Source organism: Buchnera aphidicola (Aphis craccivora) (assembly GCF_005082145.1).
Classification (GTDB): Bacteria; Pseudomonadota; Gammaproteobacteria; order Enterobacterales; family Enterobacteriaceae; genus Buchnera; species Buchnera aphidicola_U.
In genome coordinates this window covers 216,273-242,840 of the sequence record NZ_CP034897.1, presented here as the reverse complement: position 1 = coordinate 242,840, position 26,568 = coordinate 216,273, and the positions used below count along the sequence as shown (strand labels likewise).

Below are 26,568 nucleotides of genomic sequence, written 5' to 3'. Positions count from 1 at the left end.
GTAATAAATTTAAATAAAATTTAATGAAAGAAAATAACTTAAAATATTTTTTATTACCTTGGATTAAAAATCTTCCAAAAAAAAATATAAATAATCTAGTTCTAGATAGCAGAAAATTAAAATCTAAAGATATCTTTATTGCTATTAAGGGTAAAAAAAAAGATGGACATGATTTTATTTTTGAAGCGATCTCTAAAAAAGTAGTAGCAGTTTTATCTGAAACGACAGAAAAAAAACAACATGGGAAAATAAACTATATTAACAATATTCCTATAATATCTTTTTTTAAATTATCTCAAGAACTTTCAAATTTAGCTGAAAGATTCTATCATAAACCAAGCAGTAAATTAAAAGTAATTGGTATTACTGGAACAAATGGAAAAACTACAGTAACACAGCTAATTAATCAATGGAGTGAATTATTAGGAAATAAAATTGCAACAATGGGGACCCTTGGAAATGGGTTTTATAAATCATTAAAACCTACAAAAAATACAACTTCATCAGCTATCGATATACAATCATTTCTACATTCAGTATTAGATAAAGTTAACTTCGTAACTATAGAAGTATCTTCACATGGTTTGTCTCAAAATCGTGTTAAAAATATTTTTTTTCATACTGCAATATTTACTAATTTAACACAAGATCATTTAGATTATCATAAAAATATGAAAAAATATGAATTAGCTAAACGTTCACTTTTTACAGATCATAAAGTAAAAAAAATAATATTAAATGCTAATGATACATATGCAAAGAATTGGTTAAAAACTTTTTCTAATAAATATACAGTTGCAGTCACAATTAAAGATCATAAACAAAAAAAATATTCTACAAAATGGATAAATGCTATTCATATTAAAGTTTATAATGAAAAAACTGATGTAAAATTTGAATCTAGTTGGGGAAGTGGAATTTTATCTACTTGTTTAATAGGAAAATTTAACATAGAAAATTTATTATTAGCACTAGCATGCATGTTAGAAATGAATCATAAATTATCTGATCTCATTAAAACATCTATTCAACTTGCTCCGGTATATGGGCGAATGCAAAAATTTCATCTTATTAAAAAACCAATTTGTATAATAGATTATGCTCATACCCCCGATGCATTAGAAAAATCTCTAAATGCTATTAAATTACAATATTCACAAAAAAAAATATGGTGTATATTTGGTTGCGGAGGAGAAAGAGATAAAAAAAAACGTCCTTTAATGGGAAAAATTGCTGAAAAAATAGCAAATAAAGTAATTATCACTAATGATAATCCAAGAAATGAAAATCAAAATCAAATTATTCAAGAAATTATTAGCGGATGTATAAAAAAAGAAAAAATAATAATTATTCCAAATAGAAAAAAAGCTATTTCTTATGTATTTTTTCGAGCAAACATTAATGATATAATTTTTATTGCTGGAAAAGGACATGAAAATTATCAAATAATTGGAAATCAGTATATTTACCAATCAGATCAAGAAATAGTATCAAATTTATTGGAAAACACAACATGATTCCTATTTCGTTAAAAAAAATTGCAAGTATTACAAATGGTTTGTTATTTGGAAAAAACATTATAATAGATAATATTATCACTAATACTAAAAATATAGTACCAAATAGCTTGTTTATTGCGTTAAAGGGTAAAAAGTTTGATGCACATTCTTTTATCAAAGAAGCTATAAAAAATGGATGTTCAGCAATAATAGCTGATAGACAAATAATATCTTGTATTTCTTATGTTATAGTTGAAGATACTACTATTGCTTTAGGACAAATTGCTGCTTGGCTTCGTAATATAATTGACCCAAAAATATTAGCTATCACTGGATCTTGCGGGAAAACTTCAGTAAAAGAAATGACTGCTTCTATACTGAAAAAAAAACATAATATCATATATACTACGAACAATGAAAATAATCACATAGGAGTCCCTATTACTTTATTAAAGTTAAAAAAAATAGATAAATATGGGATAATTGAGTTAGGATCCAATAATCCAGGTGAAATCCATTATATTTCAAAAATTGCTCAACCAAATATTGCGCTAATAAATAATATTTATTATTCACATTTGGAAGGATTCAAATCATTATTGGGAATATCAAAAGAAAAATCAGAAATATTATCTTGTTTAAAAAATAAAGGCACAGTTATTATTAATTTAGACAGTCATCATTTATCGCAATGGAGAAAAAAAATTCAAAATAAAAAAATATTTTATTTTTCTGTTAAAAAAAAAAAGAAAGTGATTTTTTTGCTACTAATATTAAAATTTATGCAAATCAAACATGTTTTATTATGCATACACCATCTGGTACAATAAATATTGTATTACCTTATTTGGGTTATCAAAGTATATCTAATGCCTTAGCTGCTAGTGCTCTTGCATTTTCTATTCATACACCACTAAAACAAATTCAAATTGGACTATTAAAATCTCCTATTATACCTGGACGATTAGAACCTATTCAATTAAATAAAAATACAATTTTAATTAATGATACATATAACTCGAACGTTGCTTCTATGATTATAGCAATTAAAATTTTAGAAAAAATGCCAGGTTATAAAATATTAGTCATAGGAGATATGGCAGAATTAGGTGAAAAAAGTATTTTATACCATAAAATCATAGGAAATATTGCTAATGTATCAAATATTGATTATATTTTTACTTTTGGAAAATATAGTAACGAAATTTTTAAAATCTGTAAAAATGGAAAACATTTTTCAGAAAAACATAAAAATATGTTAACTAAAAAATTAAAAGAAACAATGTTAAAACAAAACAAAAGTACAATTTTAATTAAAGGTTCACGTCATATGAAAATGGAAAAAATCATAGAATATTTAATAAAAGAGTATAAAAAAAATGATATTTTTAATTAATAAATACTTGAATTTTAAAACATTTACTTTTATTTCTTTTCGAATAATATTTAGTTTATTAACATCATTTTTTATTAATTTATTTATTGGACCATATATTATATCTTATTTTAAAAAATTACAAAAATTTCAAGTTATAAGAACTGATGGACCTATTAAACATTTTGATAAAAATAATACTCCTACTATGGGAGGAGTATTTATCATTATTTCAATATGCATATCTACTTTTCTTTATTGTGATTTAAATAATATATATATTTGGTACGTTCTTGCGATTATATTAGGATACGGCTTAATTGGGTTATTAGATGATTATAAAAAAATTAAATTTAATAATTCAACTGGATTAAAAATATCATATAAATTTTTTTTGTTGTCAATAATTGCTATATTCATTATTTATATAATGTATTCTGAAAAAAATAATAATATTTCTATTGAACTAATAATTCCTTTTTACACTTCTATACCTGTAAAAATAAATTATTTTTATGTATTTTTCTCTTACTTTGTTATTGTAGGTACAAGTAATGGAGTGAATTTAACAGATGGATTAGATGGATTAGCGATTATGCCAGTAATTCTTTTATCATTTGGATTTGGTTTAATTGCTTATTTTAGTTCTGATATTAATTTGTCTAGTTATATAAATATTTCTTATTCAGAAAAAGCAAATGAATTAAGCGTATTATGTGGAGCAATTGTTGGTTCTGGATTAGGATTTTTATGGTTTAATACTTATCCAGCTAAAATATTTATGGGAGATGTTGGATCTTTATCACTAGGCGGTGCATTAGGAATAATATCTATATTGCTACATCAAGAGTTATTATTGTTAATAATGGGTGGTGTTTTTGTTTTTGAAACTATGTCTGTAATATTACAAATAATCTACTTTAAAATTAGAAAAAAAAGAATATTCAAAATGGCCCCGATTCACCATCATTACGAAATAAAAGGATTATCAGAACCTTTAATTACTATTAGATTTTGGATAATATCGTTTATATTATTATTATTAGGAATTATATCTTTAAGGATACATGATGCCGTATAAGAAGTATTCAAAGAAAAAAATATTAATTTTAGGTTTAGGTTTAACTGGTATATCTTGTATGCGTTTTTTTTTAAAAAGAGGAATAATTCCTAAAATAATTGATGAATCTAAAAAACCTTATTATTTAAATAAAATTCCTAAAGTTGTTCAATATAAAGTAGGATATTTAGAAAAAACATGGATTTTAGAATCAGATTTAATTATTATTAGTCCTGGAATATCTTCTTTTAAACCTATTTTAATACAAGCTCGGACATTGGGTATTGAAATAATTAGTGACATTGAGCTATTTTGTAGAGAAGCAAAATCTCCAATTATTTCTATTACAGGAACTAATGGAAAAAGCACCGTAGCTACAATGGTTAAAAAAATTGCAAAAAAATCAGGATATAAAGTGCATTTAGGAGGAAATATTGGATTTCCAGCATTAGAAATGTTAGAAAAAAAAACTGATTTATATATACTAGAACTATCTAGTTTTCAACTAGAAAATATATTTAGCTTAAAATCAAAAATAGCTGTAGTACTTAATATTAACGAAGATCATTTAGATAGATACCCAAAAGGATTTCAGCAATATAAAAAAATAAAATTATCTATTTATAAAAATTCAGAAATATGCTTAGTAAATTTGAAAGAAAAAATTTTTCATTTAAAGAATCAACATAAAAAATATATTACTTTTGGAACAAAAGATAGTGATTATTATATTGATAATATTGAAGGTAATGTTTTTTTGTATTGTAAAAAAGAAAAAATACTTGATATATCGAAAACATCACTATACGGATATCAAAGCTATGAAAATGCTTTAGTATCATTAGCAATTTCAGATGCTATGAATTTTCCTCGGGAAAAAACTAAAATAGTACTTAGTAGTTTTTTAAATTTACCACACCGATTTCAAATAATACATAAACGCAATAATATATCTTGGATTAACGATTCAAAATCTACAAATGTTAATAGTACTAAAGCTGCTTTAGAAAATATTAATATTCAAGGAACAATAAGATTATTATTAGGAGGGGATAAAAAATCTGCTGATTTTAATGTTCTAAAAAATTATTTAGAAAAATTAAAAATTAAAGTATATTGTTTTGGAAAAGATGGTGCAAATATAGCAAAAATATGTCAAAAAAAATCTATTTATGTTGAAGATTTAAAACAAGCTATAACTTTAATTTCTAAAGAAGCAATATCAGGTGATGTAGTGCTGTTATCTCCAGGATGTAGTAGTAAAGATCAATTTAAAAACTTTGAAGAAAGAGGTGATCTTTTTATAACATTATCAAAGGAAATAAGTTAATGTTTTTAAAAAAAAAATAAAAAAAAGTAAAAAAAAATATATCATATTATATGACAGACTACTAGTATGGTTAACTTTAGCTTTATGTGTTACCGGATTAATAATGGTGATATCTACATCTATACCTATAGGACAAAGTTTGTACAAAGATCCCTTTTTTTTTGCAAAAAGAGAAATATTTTATTTTATTTTAATATTTTTATTATCTTTTGTTTTTTTACGTATACCTGTGATTTCTTGGAAAGAATATAGTAATATTATACTAATATTTTCAGTATTATTGCTTATTTTTGTATTATTAATAGGAAAATCAGTACATGGATCTTATAGATGGATAAGTATAGGTATATTACATATACAACCTGCTGAAATATGCAAAATTTCTTCTTTTCTTTATATATCTAATTACCTTTCTAGAAAAATCAAAGAAGTACATAATAACTTTTGGGGATTTTTCAAGCCCATGGGTATTATTACTATTCAATCGATCCTTTTATTAGCAGAGCCTGATTTAGGAACAGTTGTTGTTTTATTTCTTACTGTTTTATCAGTTTTATTTCTTTCCGGTGCAAAAATAAAACAATTTTTTTCAATTATTTTATTAGCATTATTAATGGTAATATTTTTAATATTAATAAAACCATATCGTATGAATAGAATATTATCGTTTTGGAATCCTTGGAAAGATCCATTTGGCAACGGATATCAATTGACACAATCGTTAATTGCTTTAGGAAGAGGTCATTTTTTTGGACAAGGATTAGGAAATTCAATACAAAAACTAAATTATTTACCAGAAGCACATAGTGATTTTATATTTTCTATTATAGGAGAAGAATTGGGATATATAGGTTGTTTCTTAATATTGTTAACTATTTTCTTAATTTCTTTTCGAGCTATGTATATTGGACAAAAATCTTTAGAAAAAAAACAAATTTTTTCTGGTTTTTTAGCTTGTTCCATTGGTTTATGGTTTAGTTTTCAAACTTTAATTAATATTGGAGCTGTTACTGGTATATTACCAACTAAAGGATTAACTTTGCCGTTAATTAGTTATGGAGGTTCAAGTTTAATTATTAATTTAATGGCTATTTGTATTTTATTGCGAATTGATTTTGAACTAAGGTTAAGCGAAAACCAAGCCCTACCTAAGGAAAATTAAATGAGTGCTAAAAAAATTATAATTATGGCAGGAGGTAGTGGCGGTCATGTTTTTCCAGCTATTACTATAGCAAATTATTTAATTCAAAATGGATGGGATGTAAATTGGATAGGAACAAAAAATAAAATAGAATCTGATGTTGTTCCTAAATATAACATTAAAATGCATTTTATTAATATAAATGGATTAAGAAATGCTAATTTTAAAACCGTAGTTTCTTCTCCAATACATATATTAAAATCATATTTTAAAATAAAAAAAATTATAAATAATTATTTACCAAATATTATATTAGGTATGGGAGGATATGTATCTGGTCCTGGAGGATTGGCAGCGTGGACTTCAAAAATTCCTTTTGTTTTACATGAACAAAATAAAATTCCAGGTATTACAAATCGATTACTTTCTAAAATATCAACAAAAAATATGCAAGCTTTTCCAGGTTCTTTACCAAATGCTGAAGTTGTAGGAAACCCAATTCGTGAAGATATTATAAAAATTCCATCTCCTATATATCGTTTTAAAAATAGATTCGGTCCTCTAAGAATATTGATTGTTGGAGGCAGTCAAGGTGCATCTATTTTTAATAGAATCTTGCCTAAGATATCATTATTTTTAAAATCAAAAGTTATTATTTGGCATCAAGCTGGAAAAAATGAACTAGAAAAAACAAAAAAAAAATATCAAAAATATGGATTACATCAACACATAATTAATTGTTTTATTGAAGATATAGCTTCTGCATACACATGGGCTGATGTGATTATATCTCGTTCTGGCGCATTAACTGTAAGTGAAATTGCTACTGTTGGGCTCGGAGCAATTTTTATACCATACCCGCACAAAGATCAACAACAATTATTAAATGCACAAGATTTAAAAAATAATGGTGCTGCAAAAATTATTGAGCAATCTAAATTTAATATAAAATCCATATTAAACATATTGAACTCTTTAGATCGAGAAAAATTATTTGTAATGGCAAAAAAAGCATTTTCTCTTAGAGTGAAAAACTCTACAATGAAAATTTTTAAAATAATTAATAATATTTCTAAAAAATAGATTCTTGAAAAATATAAAAAATGAATATAAAAAATATAAAACAAAATGATTTCTTTAAAAATAAACTATTAAATAAAATTCATTTCATAGGAATTGGAGGCTCTGGAATGAATGGAATTGCTTTAATTTTATTACAATTGGGATATAAAATAAGTGGTTCAGATATATCAAAAACTTTAATTACACAAAAACTAGTGAAATTAGGAGCAATTATTTATTTTCAACATTCTAAAAAAAATATTGAGAATATTGATTTAATTGTTATATCTAGCGCTATTTCATTAACTAATCCAGAAATAATAGAAGCAAAAAAAAAAAATATTCCTATATTATTAAGAGCAGAAATGTTACAAATATTAATGCAATATAAATTTGGAATAGCTATTTCTGGGACACATGGAAAAACAACTACTACTGCAATGATTTTTGATATATTTCATGAAAATAAATTAGATCCTACTGCTATCAACGGTGGTTTAATAAAATCAATCAATTCTTATTCCAAACTAGGATATTCTAATTATCTTATTGCAGAAGCAGATGAAAGCGATGGTTCATTTCTTTATTTAACTCCAAAAACTATTATTGTGACTAATATTGAACCTGATCATATGAATTATTATAATAATGATTTTAATTTACTAAAAAAATCATTTTTAAAATTTATAAACACCATCCCATTAAATGGTACTGTTATATTATGTATAGATAATAATGCTATAAAAGATATAATCCCAAAAATAAAATGCAAAATAATTACATATGGATTTGATAAAACTGCAGAAATTCACATTTCTTATTACAAACAAAATAATTTTATTTCAAATTTTACTTTAGTCCGAAAAAATCAATCCAATTTAAAAGTTATTTTAAAAATACCTGGAAAACATAATGCTTTAAATGCAGCAGCTGCAGTAGCGGTAGCGATAAACCAAAACATATCCGATCAAAATATTCTTAAATCATTGAAAAATTTTCAAGGAACTTGTAGAAGATTTGAATATCTTGGAAAAATCTCAATCAAAACAAAGAAAATTTTTAAAAAAAATATTATGTTAATAGACGACTATGGTCATCATCCAACTGAATTATTAGAAAATATTAAAACAATAAGAACTAGCTGGCCTAAAAAAAATTTAATAATGATATTTCAACCTCATCGATATACAAGAACATATAATTTATATAACGATTTTATTAAAGTTTTATCTCAAGTAGATACATTATTAATATTGAACGTTTATTCTGCAAATGAAAATATTATTTCTGGAGCAAATAGTAAATCACTATATAATGACATTAAAAAAACAAAAAATATGAACATAGTTTTCGTTGAAAATTACAAACTCATATTAAATTTTATTGTTCATTATTTGAATGGAAATGATATTATTTTGATACAAGGTGCTGGAAATATAGAAAAGTTAGCTAATAAAATTTTTATTCAAAAAAATAAAAAAGTGATAATATGAAAAAAAAAGTAGCAGTTTTATTTGGTGGTAATTCTACAGAAAGAAAAATATCAATAGCATCAGGATATGCAGTTTTAAAAAGCTTGATTCGATCTGGTATTAATGCACATCCGTTTGATACACGTGATTTTCCTATTATGCAATTAAGAAAACAAAATTTTAATACTGCATATATTGCTCTTCATGGGAAAGGAGGTGAAGATGGGAGTATTCAAGGTATACTAGAATATTTAAATATTCCTTATACTGGTAGCGGAATCATGACATCTTCTATTGCTTTTGATAAGAAAAAAACTAAACTATTATGGAAATCATCTGGTCTTCCGGTATTGCCTGATATATATATTAAAAAAGCAGATATGTTAAAAAATTTTAATTTTTTATCAACAAAAAATTTTTGTACATTAAAATATCCTCTTGTAGTAAAACCAAACAATCAAGGCTCCAGCATAGGAATAAAATTAGTTAACTCAAAAGATCAGCTAAAAAATGCGATTGAAATAACATTTAATTATAGCGATACTATTCTAGTAGAAAAATTTATAAAAGGCACAGAATATACAGTTTCAATTCTTGATAAAAAAATATTACCTGCTATTAAAATTATCACAAAAAATCATTTTTATGATTATGCTGCAAAATATCAATTATCTTCTACTAAATATGTATGTCCAAGTGGATTAAATTTAGAGCAAGAAAAAGAATTAAAAAAAATAGCAAAAAAAGCTTGGAGTATATTAGGATGTAATGGATGCGCTAGAATTGATCTAATATTAGATAATAATAATAAATTTTGGTTATTAGAAATAAATACTATTCCTGGTATGACAAATCGTAGTTTACTTCCAATATCTGCAAATGCCATAGGTATATCATTTGATGAGTTAGTATTGAAAATTTTAAACACAACTATTACACCAACTATTTAATAAAAAATTATTCATATTATAATTTAAAATATATTATAAATGCTAAAGTATTTTAAAATCAAACTTTTATTATTACTAAATAAATTTATTAAAAATAAACACATTTTATTACTTATGAAAAATAAAAATATTATTTAATAATATTTCTATATTTTAATAAATTTATTTTTTTAAGAAAGATCATGAAATATTATATAAAAAATTTTTAAAAAAATTAAATTTTTAAAAACTTATTTCTGTCTAAATAAACAATTTTAAAAATATTGTTGATGTCAAACAACTATAACATAAAATATCATAAATCCTGATTTACAATGAAAGCAATAATTTAAAATATAGTACAGGCTAAGAAATAATGATTATATCAACAAATAAAAAATTGGTAGTAGGACTAGAGGTAGGGACTACTAAAGTAGTTACTTTAGTAGGTGAAATTTTAATAGATAGCACAATAAAAATAATTGGAATTGGAATATGTAAATCAAAAGGCATAGATAAAGGTAGAATTGATAATTTAGATGCAGTTGTCTCATGTATACAAGAATCTATTTATCAAGCTGAAATTATGGCTAATTGTAACATTACTTCTGTATATTTATCTTTATCTAGTAAATATATTAATTGTCAAAATGAAATTGGAATAGTACCTATTTCTGAGGATGAAGTTACAAAAGAAGATATAGAAAATGTAATACATACTGCAAAATCAGTTAAAATTCCTAATGAACATCATATATTGCATGTTATCCCACAAGAATATTCAATTGATCAACAGTCTGGAATAAAAAATCCAATAGGTTTATCTGGAACAAGAATGCAAGTACGAGTTCATTTGATCACTTGTTATCAAAATATAGCTAAAAACATCATTAAAGCAGTAGAAACATGCAATATAAAAGTTGATCAAGTGATTTTTTCAGGTCTTGCATCTAGTAAAGCTGTATTAACCGAAGAAGAATGTAAACTAGGTGTATGTATGATTGATATAGGAGGAGGAACAATAGATTTTACCACATATATCGATGGATTTATACAGGATAGTCAAGTTATTCCATATGCAGGAAATATTGTAACTAAAGATATTTCCTATGCATTTAGTACTTCTTATGCTGATTCAGAAATTATAAAAACAAATTACAATTATTCATTAAAAAGTCCTATAGAATCATCGATTGATAGTAAATCGTTTGAAAAATACCAAAATTTGCTTAAAAACATACAACCAGATACGATTTCAGAAGTAATCGAATCAAGATATAATGAACTGTTAACTTTAATTAACAATAGAATTATTCATATACAAAATCAACTTTATAAAGAAGGCAGGAAATATCAATTATCAAGTGGTATAGTATTGACAGGAGGTGCTTCAACTATTGCATTATTAAATAAATATGCAGAAAAAATTTTTCAAAATAAAGTTCGAATTGCTAAACCTATAAATATTTCAGGACTAATAGAAAATATAAGTGAACCACATTATTCAACCGTAGTCGGATTATTACACTATGGAAAAGAATTTTACTTACAATCTAAAAATATCAAAAAAGAAAGTTCTTTTATTGAAAGATGGTTTAAACAAATTAATAACTGGTTTAAAAAAGAGTTTTAAATCAATTTTAAACATCTCTAAAATTTAAGATAGATAATGGAATTAAATTATGTTTGAACCTGTAGAATTAAGTAATAATGCGATAATTAAAGTAGTTGGTGTTGGTGGAGGTGGTGGTAATGCAGTGGAATATATGGTTAGAGAACGTATTGAGGGTGTTGAATTTTTTGCCATTAATACTGACGCCCAAGCTTTAAGAAAAATAGAAGTAGGTCAGACTATTCAAATAGGAAACAATATCACTAAAGGGCTGGGAGCTGGAGCAAATCCAGAAATTGGACGAAATTCAGCAGAAGAAGATAAAGAATTATTAAAATCAGCATTAGATGGTTCTGATATGGTATTTATAGCTGCTGGTATGGGAGGAGGAACTGGAACAGGAGCTGCACCGGTAGTAGCAGAGATAGCAAAAGAATTAGGTATTTTGACTGTAGCTGTAGTAACTAAGCCCTTCAATTTTGAAGGTAAAAAAAGAATGATTGTAGCCGATCAAGGTGTTATTGAGTTATCAAAATATGTAGATTCTTTAATTACAATACCAAACGATAAATTACTCAAAGTACTTAGTCGGGGTATTTCTTTATTAGATGCTTTTGGCGCTGCAAATAATGTACTAAAAGGAGCTGTACAAGGTATTGCAGAACTAATTACAAGACCTGGTCTTATGAACGTGGATTTTGCTGATGTTCGAACTGTTATGATGGAAATGGGATATGCAATGATGGGTACAGGAATATCTTCTGGAGAAAACCGTGCCGAAGAAGCAGCAGAAATAGCAATATCTAGCCCCTTATTAGAAGATATAGATTTATCAGGAGCTCGTGGTGTTTTGGTTAATATTACTGCTGGTTTTGATCTAAAATTAGATGAATTTGAAACTGTAGGAAATACTATTAGATCTTTCGCTTCAGATAATGCAACAGTAGTAATAGGAACGTCTTTAGACCCTGACATGAATGATACGCTCCGAGTAACAGTAGTAGCAACTGGAATTGGTATGGAAAAATATTCAGATATTAATCAAATTAAAAACAAAGCTTCTAAAGAAAAATTAATAGATTATCGTTATCAATATTTAAACATGTCATCTACAAATTTAGATAAAAAAAATATAAAAAATGAAATTAAAGAAACAGAAAATGCAAAACGTAAAGAGCCAGAATATTTAGATATTCCCGCATTTCTTCGAAAAAGATCTGATTAATTTTTTTTAAATTAAAAATTTTCACTATAAGATATAATTCAATCTTATTAATTTTATATTCTTATTAATTTATATTCATTTTATATCATTACAACCTGCGCCAATAAAAAATACCTATCGGCGCAAGGAACTAATTAATTACTGCTAATTTTTAAATTATTTATTCTATGATAGAATAAAATATCTTGTTTTGAATAATATCTAAATATTTTGAGAATATATTTAAAATGAAAAATATTATTAATAACTATGTTAAGTTAACACAAACTGCTATTAAAAAAATAAAAAATTTTATTTTAATTAAAAAAAATAAAAATCTTAAATTAAGAATATATATCATTGGTGGTGGATGCAGTGGATTTCAATATCAATTTACTTTTGATGAAAATATAAATGAAGACGATATGATAATTAACCAGGAAAATATTTTTCTAATTATTGATCCTATTAGCTTGCAATACTTAAAAGGCGGGGAAATAGATTATATAGAAAATTTAGAAGGATCTAAATTTATAGTAAATAACCCAAATGCAAAAAATACATGCGGATGTGGTTCATCATTTAATATTTAAAATAACTAAAATTAATTAATATGAGCATAAATATTGGAATTATTGGCGCTATAAATCAAGAAATTAAGATATTTAAAAAAATTATAAATTATAAACAAATAAAAAATATTGGACGATTTCAGGTTTATATAGGAAAATTTAAAAAAAATAATATTTTTTTGATAAAATCAGGTATTGGAAAAGTTTCAAGCAGTATCGCATCTATGCTTCTTGTAAGTTTATTTAAACCTAATGTTATTATTAACAGCGGTTCAGCAGGAAGTTTAAACTCAAAACTAAAAATAGGAGATATTATTATTCCTAATCAGTTATGTTACTATGATGTAAATTTAATAAATTTTGGATATGCTAGAGGTCAAATACCTCAACATCCAAAAAAATTTACAATCAATAAAAATTTACATCATATTCTTATAGAAACTGCGATAAAATTTAAATATAAATTTAATACAGGACTTCTTCTCACTGGAGATTCATTTGTTAGAGGCGAGGATTTTATTAATAAATTAAAATTTCAATTTTCTTCTGCAATTGGAGTGGAAATGGAATCTACAGCAATTGCTCAGGTCTGTTACCAATTTCATATTCCATTAATTGTAATAAAGTCAATATCTGATCTATCTGATAAACAAGCTACATTAAATTTTAAAAAAAATATATCAATTGCATCATCACAATCTGCTAATTTCGTTAAACTAGTACTAGAAAATACAAAATTTTACAAATCTATTGAATAAATAATAGCATTATCTTAATATTTTTGATAATCTTTAATAAATTAAAATATTTTTTAAATACTAATTAATTATAAACTATTAAAAAACATTTTATAAAAATCATCATCCTTCTTTAAAAAATCTAAAAATAAACTCTATTATTTCACTGCACTTACAATCAATCACTAAATAATTTATTGTTGATATATTTAAGGGTAACACAAATACCATGATTAATAAAAAAATATGGCATGAAGAGCTTCATTGTCATCTTGGGCAATATTTTTTAATTGATAAAATGTTATATCAAGAAAAAAACAAATACCATGATATTAAAATATTTAATAATTCAATTATGGGTAAAATAATGACTATAGATAATATAGTTCAAACCACAGAAAAAGATGAATTTATATATCATGAAATGTTAAGTCATGTACCTATATTTGCTCATGGATCAATAAAAGATGTATTAATAATAGGTGGAGGTGATGGAGGTATATTAAGGGAAATATCTAGACATAACAACATTAATAATATTACGATGGTAGAAATTGATATTAGCATTATTAATTTATGTAAAAAATATTTTCCAAAACATAATAATAATGCATATGAAGATCCTCGTTTAGAATTAATTATTGACAATGGATTAGATTTTGTTAAAAAAACAAATAAAAAATTTGATTTAATTGTATCTGATTCTACAGACCCAGTTGGACCTGGAAAAAGTCTGTTTCTTTCAGATTTTTATTTTAACTGTAAAAAAAGTCTTAAAAAAAATGGGATTTTTGTAGCACAAAACGGAGTTTCTTTTTTTCAAAAAAATGAGATTATTTCAACTTATAAAAATTTAAAAAAATATTTTTATGATACCAGTTTTTATCAAGCAGCAATTCCTACTTATTATGGAGGAACAATGATGTTCGCATGGGGATCAGATAATATAGAATTACGCTTGAACAATCTCGAACAGTTAAAATCTCGTATAAAAAAAACAAAACTAATTTTTAACTACTACAGTCCTCAAATACATATAAGCAGTTTTTCTTTGCCTCAATATATAATTAATACGTTAGATGAAAGTTAGAAATACTTTCATAGGAGAGTAATTAAATTGCAAAAACTAAAATTATATGGCTTTAATAACTTAACTAAAAGCCTAAGTTTTTGTATCTATGATATTTGTTATGCAAATACTAATAATTCAAGAAATAGCTATATTGCGTACATTGATGAACAATATAATGCTATTCGATTGACAAAAATATTAAAAAAAACATGTTCAATTATTGGTGCTAATGTGCTAAATATACTTCATCAAGATTATGATCCACAAGGCGCTAGTGTAACTATATTAGTATGTGAGGAACCGATAACTTTAGATACAGTAAATATTGAAAAAAAAAGTAACAATATTACTTCATCTTCTGTTTTAGCTCATCTAGATAAAAGTCACATTTGTGTTCATACATATCCAGAAAGTCACCCCCAAAGCGGAATTTGTACTTTTCGAGCAGATATTGAAGTTTCAACTTGTGGGATAATATCTCCACTTAATGCGCTAAATTATCTTATAAATCAATTAGAATCGGATATTGTAACAATTGAATATCGTGTAAGAGGTTTTACTAGAGACATTGATGGAGTAAAACATTTTATTGATCATAAAATTAACTCTATTCAAAACTTTATGTCTAATAATATTAAATCTATGTATGAAATGGTTGATGTAAATGTATATCAAGAAAACATTTTTCATACTCGAATGTTATTAAAAGAGTTTCATTTACAAAATTATTTATTTAATACTAGTGTCAATGATTTATCACAAAAGGAACGTTCTTATATTATTAATTTATTATGGAAAGAAATGAGAGAAATATATCATGGTAGAAATATTCCAATGATAGAATCAATATAAAATTAATATAATTTTTATATGTACATTTAAAAAGTAACATTTAATATAATTCTTTTAGAACAAGAAAAGATTATAGAAATTACATTTCTATAATCTTTTCTTGTTCTAAAAGAATTATATTAAATGTTATCCAATAACATTTTTTTTTGAATTTAATAAATCTGTTACTGTTCCTTGAAAAATTTGTGATGCTAAACAAATTGATTCACTTAAAGTAGGATGAGCGTGAATAGTAAGAGATAAATCTTCTGTATCACATCCCATTTCAATTGCGAGTGTAATTTCATTAATTAATTCCCCAGCATTTTGACCTACTATAGAGCCTCCAATAATTTGATTGTTTTGTTTGTTAAAAATTAATTTTGTCATTCCTATTGTACAATTTGAAGCATTCGCTCTTCCAGAAGCTTGCCAAGGAAAAATGGCAACTTCATAATCAATTCCAGACTTTATAGCATCTTTTTCATTCAAACCTACCCAAGCAATTTCAGGGTCGGTATAAGCAACGGAAGGAATTACTTTTGGCTCAAAATAATGATTTTTACCAGAAATTACTTCAGCAGCAATATGTGACTCATGAATAGCTTTATGAGCTAACATAGGAAAACCTGTAACATCACCAATTGCATAAATATTTGATATATTAGTTCTTAATTGATTATCTACATTAATAAACCCGGTATCATTTAATTTTATACCAATTTTATCTAATCCTAAATGTTTAATATTAGGAATTCGTCCTATTGCAACTAATATATTATTATAACAGATAGTATCATGTATATGATCACCTTCCATGGAAACAATTAAACCATTTTCTTTTGGTTTTACATTTTTAATATGAGTGTTTAAAAATATATTAAATCTTTTATTAATTGATTTAATATACATTTCAGAAACATCTTGATCAATTAAAGGGAGAAATACATTAAAACGATCTACAATATCTACAGTTGATCCTAATGCACTATATATTGTTGCCATTTCTAAACCAATAATTCCTCCTCCTACAATTAAAAAACGATTAGGAATATTTTTTAACGACAAAGCATCTGTAGAATCCCAAATTCTATTATCTTCAACTGGAAAAGAAGGTATTTTAATTGGATTTGAACCAGTAGCAATAATAGCATTTTGAAAAGAAATATTAAATTTGCTATGATTATTTTCTACAATAATATTAGCATCACTTTCAAAATGAGCTTTACCTTGAATAAATCTTATATTTCTTTTATTACTAATATTATATAAACCGTCTGTTAATTTACTAATGATATGATTTTTCCAATCTTGAATTTTTTTAATATCAATAGAAGGTTTTCCAAAAAAAACACCTGCTTGAGATAATTCATCAGCATCTTTTATTACTTTTGCTATATGCAATAAAGATTTTGAAGGAATACATCCTACATTCAAGCAAACACCACCTAATTTTTTATAACGCTCTATTAAAATTGTATCCAAACCTAAATCAGCACATCGAAAAGCTGCAGAATAACCAGCAGGTCCAGATCCTAAAACAACTACTTCTGCTTGAATATTTTGATGCATGTTAACCCTCTTTAATAATTAAATTAATAAAAATATTTTATCTAAATACAAAATTACATCATTAAAAGTCTTATATCAGATAATAGCTTATTAAGAAAAGAAATAAAACGAGCAGCATCAGCTCCATTAATAACACGATGATCATAAGATAAAGACAACGGTAATATTAAAGATGGAGCAAATTCTACACCATTCCATATTGGTTTGATAACTGCTTTTGAAACTCCAAGAATTGCAACTTCTGGAGAATTAATAATTGGTGTAAACCAAGACCCTCCAATACCCCCTAAATTTGAGATTGTAAAACAACTATCTTTCATATCTAACTTATTTAATTTATTATTATGTGCTTTATTAGAAAGTAATATTAATTCAGATGATAAACTCGTAATACTTTTTTTATTAACATTCTTTAAAACTGGGACAAGCAAACCATTTTTAACATCTACAGCAACACCAATATTTATGTATTTTTTAAAAATAATTGTTTTTTTATCTAAAGATAAAGAGCTATTAAAAATTGGAAACTTTAATAATGCATGTGATACTGCTTTTATAATAAAAATTAATATAGTAACATTGGTGTAATTAATATTTTTTTTATGTTCTTCATTATTATATTTTTTACGAAAATCTTCTAATGTAGTAATATTTACCTCATCAAACTGTGTAACATGAGGTATATTTATCCAATTGTTATATAAATTATTACCGACAGTTTTTTGTAAAACATTTATTTTAACTTTTTCTATTTTTAATTCATTTAAATTATTAACAGTATTTTTCGTATATAACTCAATATCATCTTTTAAAATACGATTTTTTCGACCAGAACCTATAATATTATTTAAATTAATATTTAAATCACGCGCTAATCTTCGTACTGATGGTGTTGCATGTACTATATTTTTTTTAATATCAACGTTTAGTTCACTAACTTTTTTGGGAATATCAGTATTTTCTTTTTTGCGATTATCAAAGCTAACGACATCAGTTGTAAAAATCATAATAATAGTATTAGTAGATACTTTATCTCCAATTTTTACATTAATTTTTTTTACTACACCAGATATAGGAGAAGGTATTTCCATAGAAGATTTTTCACCTTCAACAGTTATCAAGCCTTGTTCTATTTTTACTTCTTCATTCAATTTCACTAATATCTCTATTACTTCTACTTCATCTAAACCAATATCAGGCATTTTAACTTCAGTATGCACTTTGTTTCACCTCTTAAGCTAAACGTGGATTAATTTTGTCTGCATTAATATTAAATTTAATAATTGCTTCTTCTACTACCTGTTGGTTTATACTATTTAATTTTGCTAGTAAACTTAATGCAGCTAATACAATATAATGCGCGCTAACTTCAAAGTGATTACGAAGTTTCTCACGACTATCTGATCGCCCAAAACCATCTGTACCTAATACATAATATTCTTTTGACGGAATGTAATTACGTACTTGTTCTGCAAATAATTTCATATAATCAGTAGCAGCAACAGCAGGCGCTGAATTCATAATCTGTTTTATATAAGCAACTTTTTTTGTTTGATTTGGATGCAACATATTCCATCTTTCACATTCTTCACCATCTCTTGCTAATTCTGTAAAAGAAGTTACACTATAAATATCTGTGGTTATATAATAATCATTAGATAAAATTTCAGCAGCTTCACATATACAACGTAAAATAGCGCCAGAACCCATTAGTTGTATTTTTAATCCAGTAGAATACAGTGTTTTTAATTTATAAATTCCTTTTCGAATTCCTTTTTCTGAGCCTTTAGGCATAGCTGGCATATAATAATTTTCATTAATTGTGGTAATATAGTAATATATATTTTCTTGAAGAGGACCGTACATTCTTCTTAATCCATCCTGGATAATAACTGCTACTTCATAGGCAAAAGCAGGATCATAAGAGATACAATTAGGTATTGTTAAAGATTGTATATGACTATGACCATCTTCATGTTGTAAACCTTCTCCATTTAAAGTTGTTCTTCCAGATGTACCTCCAATTAAAAAACCTCTTGCCTGTTGATCTCCTGCAGCCCAAAAAAGATCACCTATACGTTGAAAACCAAATATTGAATAATAAATATAAAAAGGAATCATAGGGAAATCATTTGTACTATAAGAAGTTGCTGCAGCAAGCCAAGATGAAGCAGCTCCTAATTCATTAATTCCCTCTTGTAATATCTGTCCTTTTTTATCTTCTTTATAATATGCTAATTGTTCACGATCTTGAGGAATATATTTTTGACCATTAGAACTATAAATTCCAATTTTTCTAAATAAACCTTCCATTCCAAAAGTACGGGCTTCATCAGCAATAATAGGAACAATTAAATTCTTGATAGAGTCATTTTTTAAAATTAAATTTAAAACTCGAATAAAAGCAATAGTAGTAGAAATATGTTTAGTTTGCTCTTCTAATAATGATTTAAAATCTATTAAATTTGGAAGATTTAATTTTTTTGTGAATTTAGATAAACGAAACGGAATATAACCACCTAACTTGTTTCTTTGATTTTGCATATAACAATATTCTTTAGAGTTTTTTTCAAACGTAATATAAGGTAGTTTTTCTATTTCCTTATCAGATATAGGAATATTAAAACGATCTCTAATATAAATAATTCCTTTAATATTTATTTTCTTTATTTGATGCGCAATATTTTTACCTTCTGCAATATTACCCATACCATATCCTTTTATAGTATGCGCCAAAATAACTGTGGGTTTTCCTTTTGTTTCTTTTGCTTTTATTATTGCGTTAAACATTTTCTTAGGATCATGGCCTCCTCGATTTAAATGCCATATTTCTTCATCTGTCATATGCTCAACTAATTCCAATGTTTCTTTATATTTTCCAAAAAAATATTTTCTAACATAAGCTCCATCTTTTGATTTAAATGTTTGATAATCACCATCTATTGTTTCATTCATCAATTGAATTAACTTTCCAGTTTTATCTTTCTTTAGCAAACTATCCCATTTCCCACCCCATATTACTTTAATTACTTTCCATCCTGCACCATAAAAAAAACTTTCTAATTCGTTTACGATTTTTCCATTTCCTACAACTGGGCCATCTAATCTTTGTAAATTACAATTTATTATAAAAATTAAATTATCTAACTTTTCTCGAACTGCAATAGAAATAGCTCCTTTAGATTCTGGTTCATCCATTTCACCATCACCTAAAAAAGCGTAAACTGTTTGTTTTGAGGTATTTTTTAACTCTCGATGTTGAAGATATTTTAAAAATTTGGCTTGATAAATAGAAAAAATAGGACCTAATCCCATAGATACAGTAGGAAATTGCCAAAAATTAGGCATTAATTTAGGATGAGGATAAGAAGATAATCCATTGCCATCAACTTCTTGTCTAAAATTATCAATTTGTTTTATAGATAAACGACCTTCTAAAAATGATCGTGCGTAAATGCCAGGAGAAATATGACCTTGAAAATATACTAGATCACCTCCATCGTAATTATTTTTAGCACGAAAAAAATGATTAAAACAAACTTCATATATAGTTGCAGATGATTGAAAAGAAGATAAATGCCCACCTAAATCTAAGTTTTTTTTTGATGCACGTAACACCATCATAATAGCATTCCAACGAATGGCAGAGCGAATTTTTTTTTCTAAAATCAAATCTCCAGGATATTCAATTTCATCTTCGTTGTTAATTGTATTAATATAATCACTTGTAAAAAAACATTTAAAAAAATCTGATTTATTTATTTTAGATTGTTTTAAAACTTTTTCAATTAAAAAACGAGCTCTTTTAATACCTTCTTTTTGAATAACAGATTCAATTGATTGCACCCAATCATTAGTTTCAATTGGATCCACGTCATCATATAAATTTTCTGACATGGTATAAAGTTCCTTATATATTATTTCAATAATAAAATTTAAATTAAATTAAAAACATTATATTGATTGTTGCTTTGTTATATAATAAAATATTTGTAAGTAAAATTTCTTATCTTTTTATAAAATAATTTATTATTAATTTCTAAAAAAAATCAATAAAATTAACTATAAAATAATTAATTTTATTGATTTTATTATTTTAAATTTTTTAAAATTAAATATATATATAATATAATTTATTTTAATAAGCGAAATTATTAAAAACACGATTTTCTTGTTCATTTACTCTTATAAACGTAGTTCTTTTGGTTAACTCTTTTAATTTTTGCGCTCCTACGTAAGTACAAGAAGATCGAAGTCCACCTAAAATATCACGTATAGTTATATCGACATTTCCACGAAAAGGTATTTTTACGATTTTACCTTCCGAAGCTCGATATCCTCTAATTTTTCCAGAGTAACGTTTCATTGCAGAAGTAGAACTCATGCCATAAAATAACATAAATTTTTTTAAATTTTCTTTGACAATTTCTCCTGAACATTCATAATGTCCGGACAACATTCCTCCTAACATTACAAAATCTGCTCCACCTCCAAAAGCTTTTGCTATATCTCCAGAAACAATACATCCTCCATCACTAATAATCTGTCCATTTAATCCATGTGCAGCATCAGCACATTCTATAATAGCTGAAAGTTGAGGATAACCTACTCCTGTTTTAACTCTTGTAGTGCAAACTGAACCTGGCCCAATTCCAACTTTTACTATATCAGCACCAGATAAAATTAATTCTTCAACCATCTCTCCAGTAACAACATTTCCAGCACAAATAATTTTATTAGGAAATGTATTTCTTACCTTTTTTAAAAAAAAAACAAAATGCTCAGAGTAGCCATTAGCAACATCAATACAAATATATTTCAACTTAGAAGATAGTAATAAAATCTTTTGAATTTTTAAAAAATCTAACTCAGATGTTCCAATTGATACAATAACATGTTCCAATACTTTTTCCGAAGATGTATTAACAAAATCTTTCCATTCATCGTAAGAATAATATTTGTGTATGGCAGTTAAGATATTAAAATTTGATAAAGATAAAGCCATTTGAAATGTTCCAATAGTATCCATATTTGCAGCAATAATAGGAATACCAGACCATGTATTATTAGAATATTTAAAGGTAAAAGTACGAATAAGATCGACTTCAGAGCGACTTTTCAAAGTAGACCGTTTAGGTCTAATTAAAACATCTTTAAAACCTAACTTAACATCTTCTTCAATACGCATTAGATAAACATCCTTAAATAATAAAAATAAAAAATTTATAATCTAGACATATTTTTTGTTAATATAATAAATATTTTATATATTTAAATTTTATAAACGTAAACAAAATAATTATGACTTATATTGTAGCACTTACTGGGGGCATTGGTAGCGGAAAAACTACTATTTCTAATAGCTTTAAAAAACTAGGTGTAAATATTATTGATACCGATATTATTGGAAAAAAAATAATAGAAAAAAATGTAAAAATATTTAATGCTATTAAGAAAAAATTTGGAAACAACATATTAAACTCGAATCAATTAATCAACCGAAAATTACTTAGAAAATACGTTTTTAACGAAAAGAAAAATAAACTATGGTTAGAAAATATATTAATTCCTGAAATTTATAAAGAAAGTAAAAGACAAATAAAATTAGTAAATTCAACTTGGTGCTTATGGGTAGTTCCATTACTTATTGAAAAAAAACTAGATAACATAGCGCATCGAATTCTTATAGTTGATACACCTGTAAAAACTCAAATAAAACGAATAATGATACGAGATGAAATTAATCAATATCAAGCAAAAAACATAATTACTCAACAAACTAGCAGAAATAAAAGAATTTTAATTGCAGATGATATTATTTTAAATAAAAATACAAAAAAATTAGATACATATGTATATTATTTAAACTGCTTTTATACATATTTATTTAATAAATATAAACTACAAAAAAAAAATAAAAAACAAATTTTCAAAAAAAATTATTTAACTAAATTATATTAATCAATATAAATATTTAGTAAATATTTTTTAATTTTTTTATAACAATAAAATTAAAAACTGGAAATTTACAAAATTTTAATTTTTTAAAAAAAATCCAACTATACTTATATCCTTCTTTACTATGTGCTTGTCCTTTCCATTTTTTAATTAAGAAAAAATATAATTTTAATTTTTTAAAAAAAATTTTTTTATATTGAAAAAAATTAAATTTTAATATTATTATTCCTACTTCTTCTAGTAATTCACGTTTTAATGCATATATAATATTTTCATTTTCTTTTACTTTACCACCTGGAAATTCCCAAATATTTGCATTATATTTAATTTCATTTGATTTAGTAATATAAACTTTATTTTTCTTTAAAATAATTCCAATTGCTACTTTTGTATAACTCATAAAATACAACTTAAATTAAAATGAATGTTTTTTAAAAATACAACTATAAAATACCATGACAATATTTGTATTTTTTATTAGAACCACAAAAACATAATGTATTTCTTCCAATTTTAATATCATCTAATGATTTTTTTGCATTATCTTTAAAATTAAAGTATTTTTTTGTATAAGATACATTTAATTTACTAAGAAAGGATACAACTTCATATTTTAATAATTCTAACATGTTAGAAAACATATTAAAAGATTCTCTTTTATATTCTTGTTTAGGGTCTTTTTGTGCATAACCACGAAGATGAATACCTTGTCTTAAATAATTCATAGCTGACAAATGATCTTTCCAAAGATCATCTAATGTTTGTAACATAATCGACTTTTCTATAATTCTAATATTAGAATCACCTATTAAATTTTCTTTTTCTGTATAATTTTTTTGTGCAATATTAATAATTTTTTCTATAATACTATCTGCATTTAAATTAGGATCTTTTTTTGTCCAATCTAAAATTGATATATATATATTAAATTCAACATTTAATTTTTTTTCTAAATCTAAAATTTTCCAATTATCTTTTTCTATTTTTTTATTTATATATTTTTTTATAGTATGTTTTAAAACATCTATTAAAATATCATTAATAATTTTTTTAATATTTTTTGAATTAATTAATTTATTACGTTGAGAATAAATTATACGACGTTGCTCATTATAAACATCATCATATTCTAACAATTGTTTTCTGATATCAAAATTTCTATTTTCTACTTTTTTTTGAGCATTTTCAATAGCTTTAGTGACCCAAGGATGCTCGATAGCTTCATTAGTAGAAAGTCCTAATTTTCGCATCATATTAATAATTTTGTCAGATATAAAAATTCTCATTAAAGAATCTTCCATAGATAAATAAAAACGAGAAGAACCACTGTCTCCTTGACGGCCTGAACGTCCTCTTAGTTGATTATCAATGCGCCGTGATTCGTGACGCTCAGTGCCAATAATATGTAAACCTCCAGATGATACAACTAAATCATGTTCTTTTTTCCATTTTCTTTTAATTATTTCAATTTCTTTTAAAGACATTTTTTTATTCAACTGTAAATCTATACTTCCACCTAAAACTATATCAGTACCTCTTCCTGCCATATTAGTAGCAATTGTTACTGATTTAGATTTTCCAGCTTGAGCTATTATTTCTGCTTCTTGTGCGTGAAACTTTGCATTTAGAACACTATGTTTAATATTCAATTCTTTTAATTTTTTTGAGATAACTTCCGATTTTTCAATAGATACTGTTCCAACTAAAACAGGTCGATTTTTTTCGATACATTTTTGAATATCTTTTAAAATAGCATATATTTTTTCTTTTTCAGTCATATAAACTAAATCAGGCATATCTTTTCTTATCATTGGTTTATTTGTAGGTATCACAATTGTATCTAAATTATAAATAGCACTAAATTCAAACGCCTCAGTTTCTGCGGTACCTGTCATACCTGAAATTTTTTTATACAAACGAAAATAATTTTGAAATGTAATAGACGCCAAAGTTTGATTTTCATTTTTAATGGAAACTTTTTCTTTAGCTTCTATTGCTTGGTGTAATCCATCCGACCATCTTCTTCCAGGCATAGTTCTACCTGTATGTTCATCTACAATAATTACACTATTATTTTTTACTAGATAATCTACATCTCGAATAAATAATTTATGAGCACGTAAAGCAGATAAAACATGATGCATTAATATAATATTATTAGAAGAATATAACGATTCATTTTTTTTCATCAAACCTTTATTAATCAATAACTTTTCAACTTTAATTAACCCTCTTTCAGTTAAATAAATTTGTTTTGATTTTTCATCTATTGAAAAGTGACCTTGGCCTTGAAAATCATCAGAATCTTCTTTTTTCTGGACAATTAAAAAAGGTACTATTTTATTAATTTCTTTATATAAAAAAGAACTATCTTCCGAAGGGCCTGAAATAATCAAAGGTGTTCTAGCTTCATCTATTAAAATTGAATCTACTTCATCTATTATTGCATAGTTTAATTTACGCTGAACTCGTTCTTCATTAGAGAAAATCATATTATCACGCAAATAATCAAATCCATATTCATTATTTGTACCATAGGTAATATCGCAAGAATAAGCATATTTTTTTTCAGCAAAAGACATTCCAGATAAATTTAATCCTACTGATAAACCAAGAAATTCAAATAATGGAGTATTTTTTTTAGCATCTCTTTCTGCTAAATAATCATTCATCGTAACTATATGAACGCCTTTTTCAGATAAAGCATTTAAATAAGCAGGAAGAGTAGAGGTTAAAGTTTTTCCTTCTCCTGTTCTCATTTCTGCAATACATTGTTTATTTAAAACTATTCCACCAAGTATTTGAACATCAAAATGACGCATATTAAAAACACGTTTACTTGCTTCTCTGACTGTAGCAAAAGATTCTACTAACAAATCATTTAAATCTTCCCCGTTTTTTAAGCGTGATTGAAATAATTTTTTATTTTCTTTAAGCTGTATATCTGAAAATTTTTCAAAAGTTTTTTCTAAATAATTAATTTTAGAGATAATTTTATCGTATTTTTTTAAAATACGATCATTATAATTTACAAAAATTTTTTTTAAAAATTTAATTAACATATTATAATTCTCAAATTATATTCTTATTATAAATTAAAAATATTTATACAATACATAATAAATAAATTACTTTATTTTTA

The 26,568-nt window shown here is 25.0% G+C and carries 22 protein-coding genes; 16 read left to right on the top strand and 6 right to left on the bottom strand.

Annotated elements, in window-relative coordinates; all coding sequences use genetic code 11:
• Positions 1-23 precede the first annotated feature (23 nt).
• The 15 genes from murE to speD all read left to right on the top strand — a co-directional run bounded on the left by murE (position 24) and on the right by speD (position 15,917).
• Positions 24-1,517 (top strand): UDP-N-acetylmuramoyl-L-alanyl-D-glutamate--2,6-diaminopimelate ligase, encoded by a 1,494-nt coding sequence (gene murE / locus D9V60_RS01125; RefSeq protein WP_158360525.1) that lies wholly within the window; start codon positions 24-26, stop codon positions 1,515-1,517.
• Positions 1,514-2,329: a UDP-N-acetylmuramoyl-tripeptide--D-alanyl-D-alanine ligase gene (murF, locus tag D9V60_RS03155; protein ID WP_258013330.1), complete on the top strand. Its 816-nt coding sequence runs from the start codon at positions 1,514-1,516 to the stop codon at positions 2,327-2,329. Before murE ends, murF begins: the two co-directional genes overlap by 4 nt.
• A complete protein-coding gene (locus D9V60_RS03150; protein WP_258013328.1) occupies positions 2,305-2,895 on the top strand; it encodes a glutamate ligase domain-containing protein in 591 nt (196 codons plus the stop codon). Before murF ends, D9V60_RS03150 begins: the two co-directional genes overlap by 25 nt.
• A complete protein-coding gene (gene mraY, locus D9V60_RS01115; protein WP_158360524.1) occupies positions 2,879-3,955 on the top strand; it encodes a phospho-N-acetylmuramoyl-pentapeptide-transferase in 1,077 nt (358 codons plus the stop codon). The genes D9V60_RS03150 and mraY overlap by 17 nt, the downstream gene beginning before the upstream one ends.
• Entirely contained in the window at positions 3,945-5,264 is a 1,320-nt protein-coding gene (gene murD, locus D9V60_RS01110; protein WP_158360523.1) for a UDP-N-acetylmuramoyl-L-alanine--D-glutamate ligase, read from the top strand. Before mraY ends, murD begins: the two co-directional genes overlap by 11 nt.
• A 16-nt stretch (positions 5,265-5,280) precedes the next feature.
• Positions 5,281-6,426, top strand: coding sequence for a cell division protein FtsW (gene ftsW / locus D9V60_RS01105; RefSeq protein ID WP_158360522.1), 1,146 nt, complete (start codon positions 5,281-5,283; stop codon positions 6,424-6,426).
• Positions 6,427-7,488, top strand: coding sequence for an undecaprenyldiphospho-muramoylpentapeptide beta-N-acetylglucosaminyltransferase (gene murG, locus D9V60_RS01100; protein ID WP_158360521.1), 1,062 nt, complete (start codon positions 6,427-6,429; stop codon positions 7,486-7,488).
• Between the two features lie 20 nt (positions 7,489-7,508).
• Complete coding sequence (gene murC / locus D9V60_RS01095) at positions 7,509-8,960, top strand: UDP-N-acetylmuramate--L-alanine ligase (protein ID WP_158360520.1); 1,452 nt, start codon at positions 7,509-7,511, stop codon at positions 8,958-8,960.
• Positions 8,957-9,889 (top strand): D-alanine--D-alanine ligase, encoded by a 933-nt coding sequence (locus D9V60_RS01090; RefSeq protein ID WP_158360519.1) that lies wholly within the window; start codon positions 8,957-8,959, stop codon positions 9,887-9,889. The genes murC and D9V60_RS01090 overlap by 4 nt, the downstream gene beginning before the upstream one ends.
• 355 nt (positions 9,890-10,244) lie before the next feature.
• Positions 10,245-11,501 (top strand): cell division protein FtsA, encoded by a 1,257-nt coding sequence (gene ftsA, locus D9V60_RS01085; protein ID WP_158360518.1) that lies wholly within the window; start codon positions 10,245-10,247, stop codon positions 11,499-11,501.
• Between the two features lie 49 nt (positions 11,502-11,550).
• Complete coding sequence (gene ftsZ / locus D9V60_RS01080) at positions 11,551-12,705, top strand: cell division protein FtsZ (RefSeq protein ID WP_158360517.1); 1,155 nt, start codon at positions 11,551-11,553, stop codon at positions 12,703-12,705.
• 227 nt (positions 12,706-12,932) lie between these two features.
• Positions 12,933-13,277 (top strand): iron-sulfur cluster insertion protein ErpA, encoded by a 345-nt coding sequence (gene erpA / locus D9V60_RS01075; protein ID WP_158360516.1) that lies wholly within the window; start codon positions 12,933-12,935, stop codon positions 13,275-13,277.
• A gap of 26 nt (positions 13,278-13,303) precedes the next feature.
• The gene (locus tag D9V60_RS01070) at positions 13,304-14,014 is read left to right on the top strand and encodes a 5'-methylthioadenosine/adenosylhomocysteine nucleosidase (protein ID WP_158360873.1); all 711 of its coding nucleotides are present in this window, start codon (positions 13,304-13,306) and stop codon (positions 14,012-14,014) included.
• Positions 14,015-14,222: 208 nt separating this feature from the next.
• Positions 14,223-15,083, top strand: coding sequence for a polyamine aminopropyltransferase (speE, locus tag D9V60_RS01065; protein ID WP_158360515.1), 861 nt, complete (start codon positions 14,223-14,225; stop codon positions 15,081-15,083).
• Positions 15,084-15,110: 27 nt separating this feature from the next.
• Complete coding sequence (gene speD / locus D9V60_RS01060; protein ID WP_158360514.1) at positions 15,111-15,917, top strand: adenosylmethionine decarboxylase; 807 nt, start codon at positions 15,111-15,113, stop codon at positions 15,915-15,917.
• 126 nt (positions 15,918-16,043) lie between these two features.
• Here the strand turns inward: speD and lpdA are convergent, their stop codons facing one another.
• The 4 genes from lpdA to D9V60_RS01040 all read right to left on the bottom strand — a co-directional run bounded on the left by lpdA (position 16,044) and on the right by D9V60_RS01040 (position 22,656).
• Entirely contained in the window at positions 16,044-17,468 is a 1,425-nt protein-coding gene (gene lpdA / locus D9V60_RS01055; RefSeq protein ID WP_158360513.1) for a dihydrolipoyl dehydrogenase, read from the bottom strand.
• Between the two features lie 53 nt (positions 17,469-17,521).
• Positions 17,522-18,688, bottom strand: coding sequence for a 2-oxo acid dehydrogenase subunit E2 (locus D9V60_RS01050; protein ID WP_258013326.1), 1,167 nt, complete (start codon positions 18,686-18,688; stop codon positions 17,522-17,524).
• A 13-nt stretch (positions 18,689-18,701) separates the two neighbouring features.
• Entirely contained in the window at positions 18,702-21,365 is a 2,664-nt protein-coding gene (gene aceE, locus D9V60_RS01045) for a pyruvate dehydrogenase (acetyl-transferring), homodimeric type (protein WP_158360512.1), read from the bottom strand.
• Between the two features lie 241 nt (positions 21,366-21,606).
• A complete protein-coding gene (locus D9V60_RS01040; protein WP_158360511.1) occupies positions 21,607-22,656 on the bottom strand; it encodes a GMP reductase in 1,050 nt (349 codons plus the stop codon).
• 113 nt (positions 22,657-22,769) lie between these two features.
• On the opposite strand from D9V60_RS01040, the gene coaE reads away from it, so the two are divergent.
• Positions 22,770-23,429: a dephospho-CoA kinase gene (coaE, locus tag D9V60_RS01035; protein WP_158360510.1), complete on the top strand. Its 660-nt coding sequence runs from the start codon at positions 22,770-22,772 to the stop codon at positions 23,427-23,429.
• A gap of 13 nt (positions 23,430-23,442) precedes the next feature.
• Here coaE and D9V60_RS01030 read toward each other — a convergent pair whose 3' ends face one another.
• Both D9V60_RS01030 and secA read right to left on the bottom strand, forming a co-directional pair.
• The gene (locus tag D9V60_RS01030; protein WP_158360509.1) at positions 23,443-23,826 is read right to left on the bottom strand and encodes an NUDIX domain-containing protein; all 384 of its coding nucleotides are present in this window, start codon (positions 23,824-23,826) and stop codon (positions 23,443-23,445) included.
• A 43-nt stretch (positions 23,827-23,869) separates the two neighbouring features.
• Entirely contained in the window at positions 23,870-26,488 is a 2,619-nt protein-coding gene (gene secA, locus D9V60_RS01025) for a preprotein translocase subunit SecA (RefSeq protein WP_158360508.1), read from the bottom strand.
• Positions 26,489-26,568 lie beyond the last annotated feature (80 nt).

Coding starts and splice junctions, on each gene's coding strand:
- murE (WP_158360525.1), top strand. CDS start 24: ATGAAAGAAAATAACTTAAAATATTTTTTATTACCTTGGATTAAAAAT.
- murF (WP_258013330.1), top strand. CDS start 1,514: ATGATTCCTATTTCGTTAAAAAAAATTGCAAGTATTACAAATGGTTTG.
- D9V60_RS03150 (WP_258013328.1), top strand. CDS start 2,305: ATGCATACACCATCTGGTACAATAAATATTGTATTACCTTATTTGGGT.
- mraY (WP_158360524.1), top strand. CDS start 2,879: ATGATATTTTTAATTAATAAATACTTGAATTTTAAAACATTTACTTTT.
- murD (WP_158360523.1), top strand. CDS start 3,945: ATGCCGTATAAGAAGTATTCAAAGAAAAAAATATTAATTTTAGGTTTA.
- murG (WP_158360521.1), top strand. CDS start 6,427: ATGAGTGCTAAAAAAATTATAATTATGGCAGGAGGTAGTGGCGGTCAT.
- murC (WP_158360520.1), top strand. CDS start 7,509: ATGAATATAAAAAATATAAAACAAAATGATTTCTTTAAAAATAAACTA.
- D9V60_RS01090 (WP_158360519.1), top strand. CDS start 8,957: ATGAAAAAAAAAGTAGCAGTTTTATTTGGTGGTAATTCTACAGAAAGA.
- ftsA (WP_158360518.1), top strand. CDS start 10,245: ATGATTATATCAACAAATAAAAAATTGGTAGTAGGACTAGAGGTAGGG.
- ftsZ (WP_158360517.1), top strand. CDS start 11,551: ATGTTTGAACCTGTAGAATTAAGTAATAATGCGATAATTAAAGTAGTT.
- erpA (WP_158360516.1), top strand. CDS start 12,933: ATGAAAAATATTATTAATAACTATGTTAAGTTAACACAAACTGCTATT.
- speE (WP_158360515.1), top strand. CDS start 14,223: ATGATTAATAAAAAAATATGGCATGAAGAGCTTCATTGTCATCTTGGG.
- lpdA (WP_158360513.1), bottom strand. CDS start 17,468: ATGCATCAAAATATTCAAGCAGAAGTAGTTGTTTTAGGATCTGGACCT.
- aceE (WP_158360512.1), bottom strand. CDS start 21,365: ATGTCAGAAAATTTATATGATGACGTGGATCCAATTGAAACTAATGAT.
- D9V60_RS01040 (WP_158360511.1), bottom strand. CDS start 22,656: ATGCGTATTGAAGAAGATGTTAAGTTAGGTTTTAAAGATGTTTTAATT.
- coaE (WP_158360510.1), top strand. CDS start 22,770: ATGACTTATATTGTAGCACTTACTGGGGGCATTGGTAGCGGAAAAACT.
- D9V60_RS01030 (WP_158360509.1), bottom strand. CDS start 23,826: ATGAGTTATACAAAAGTAGCAATTGGAATTATTTTAAAGAAAAATAAA.
- secA (WP_158360508.1), bottom strand. CDS start 26,488: ATGTTAATTAAATTTTTAAAAAAAATTTTTGTAAATTATAATGATCGT.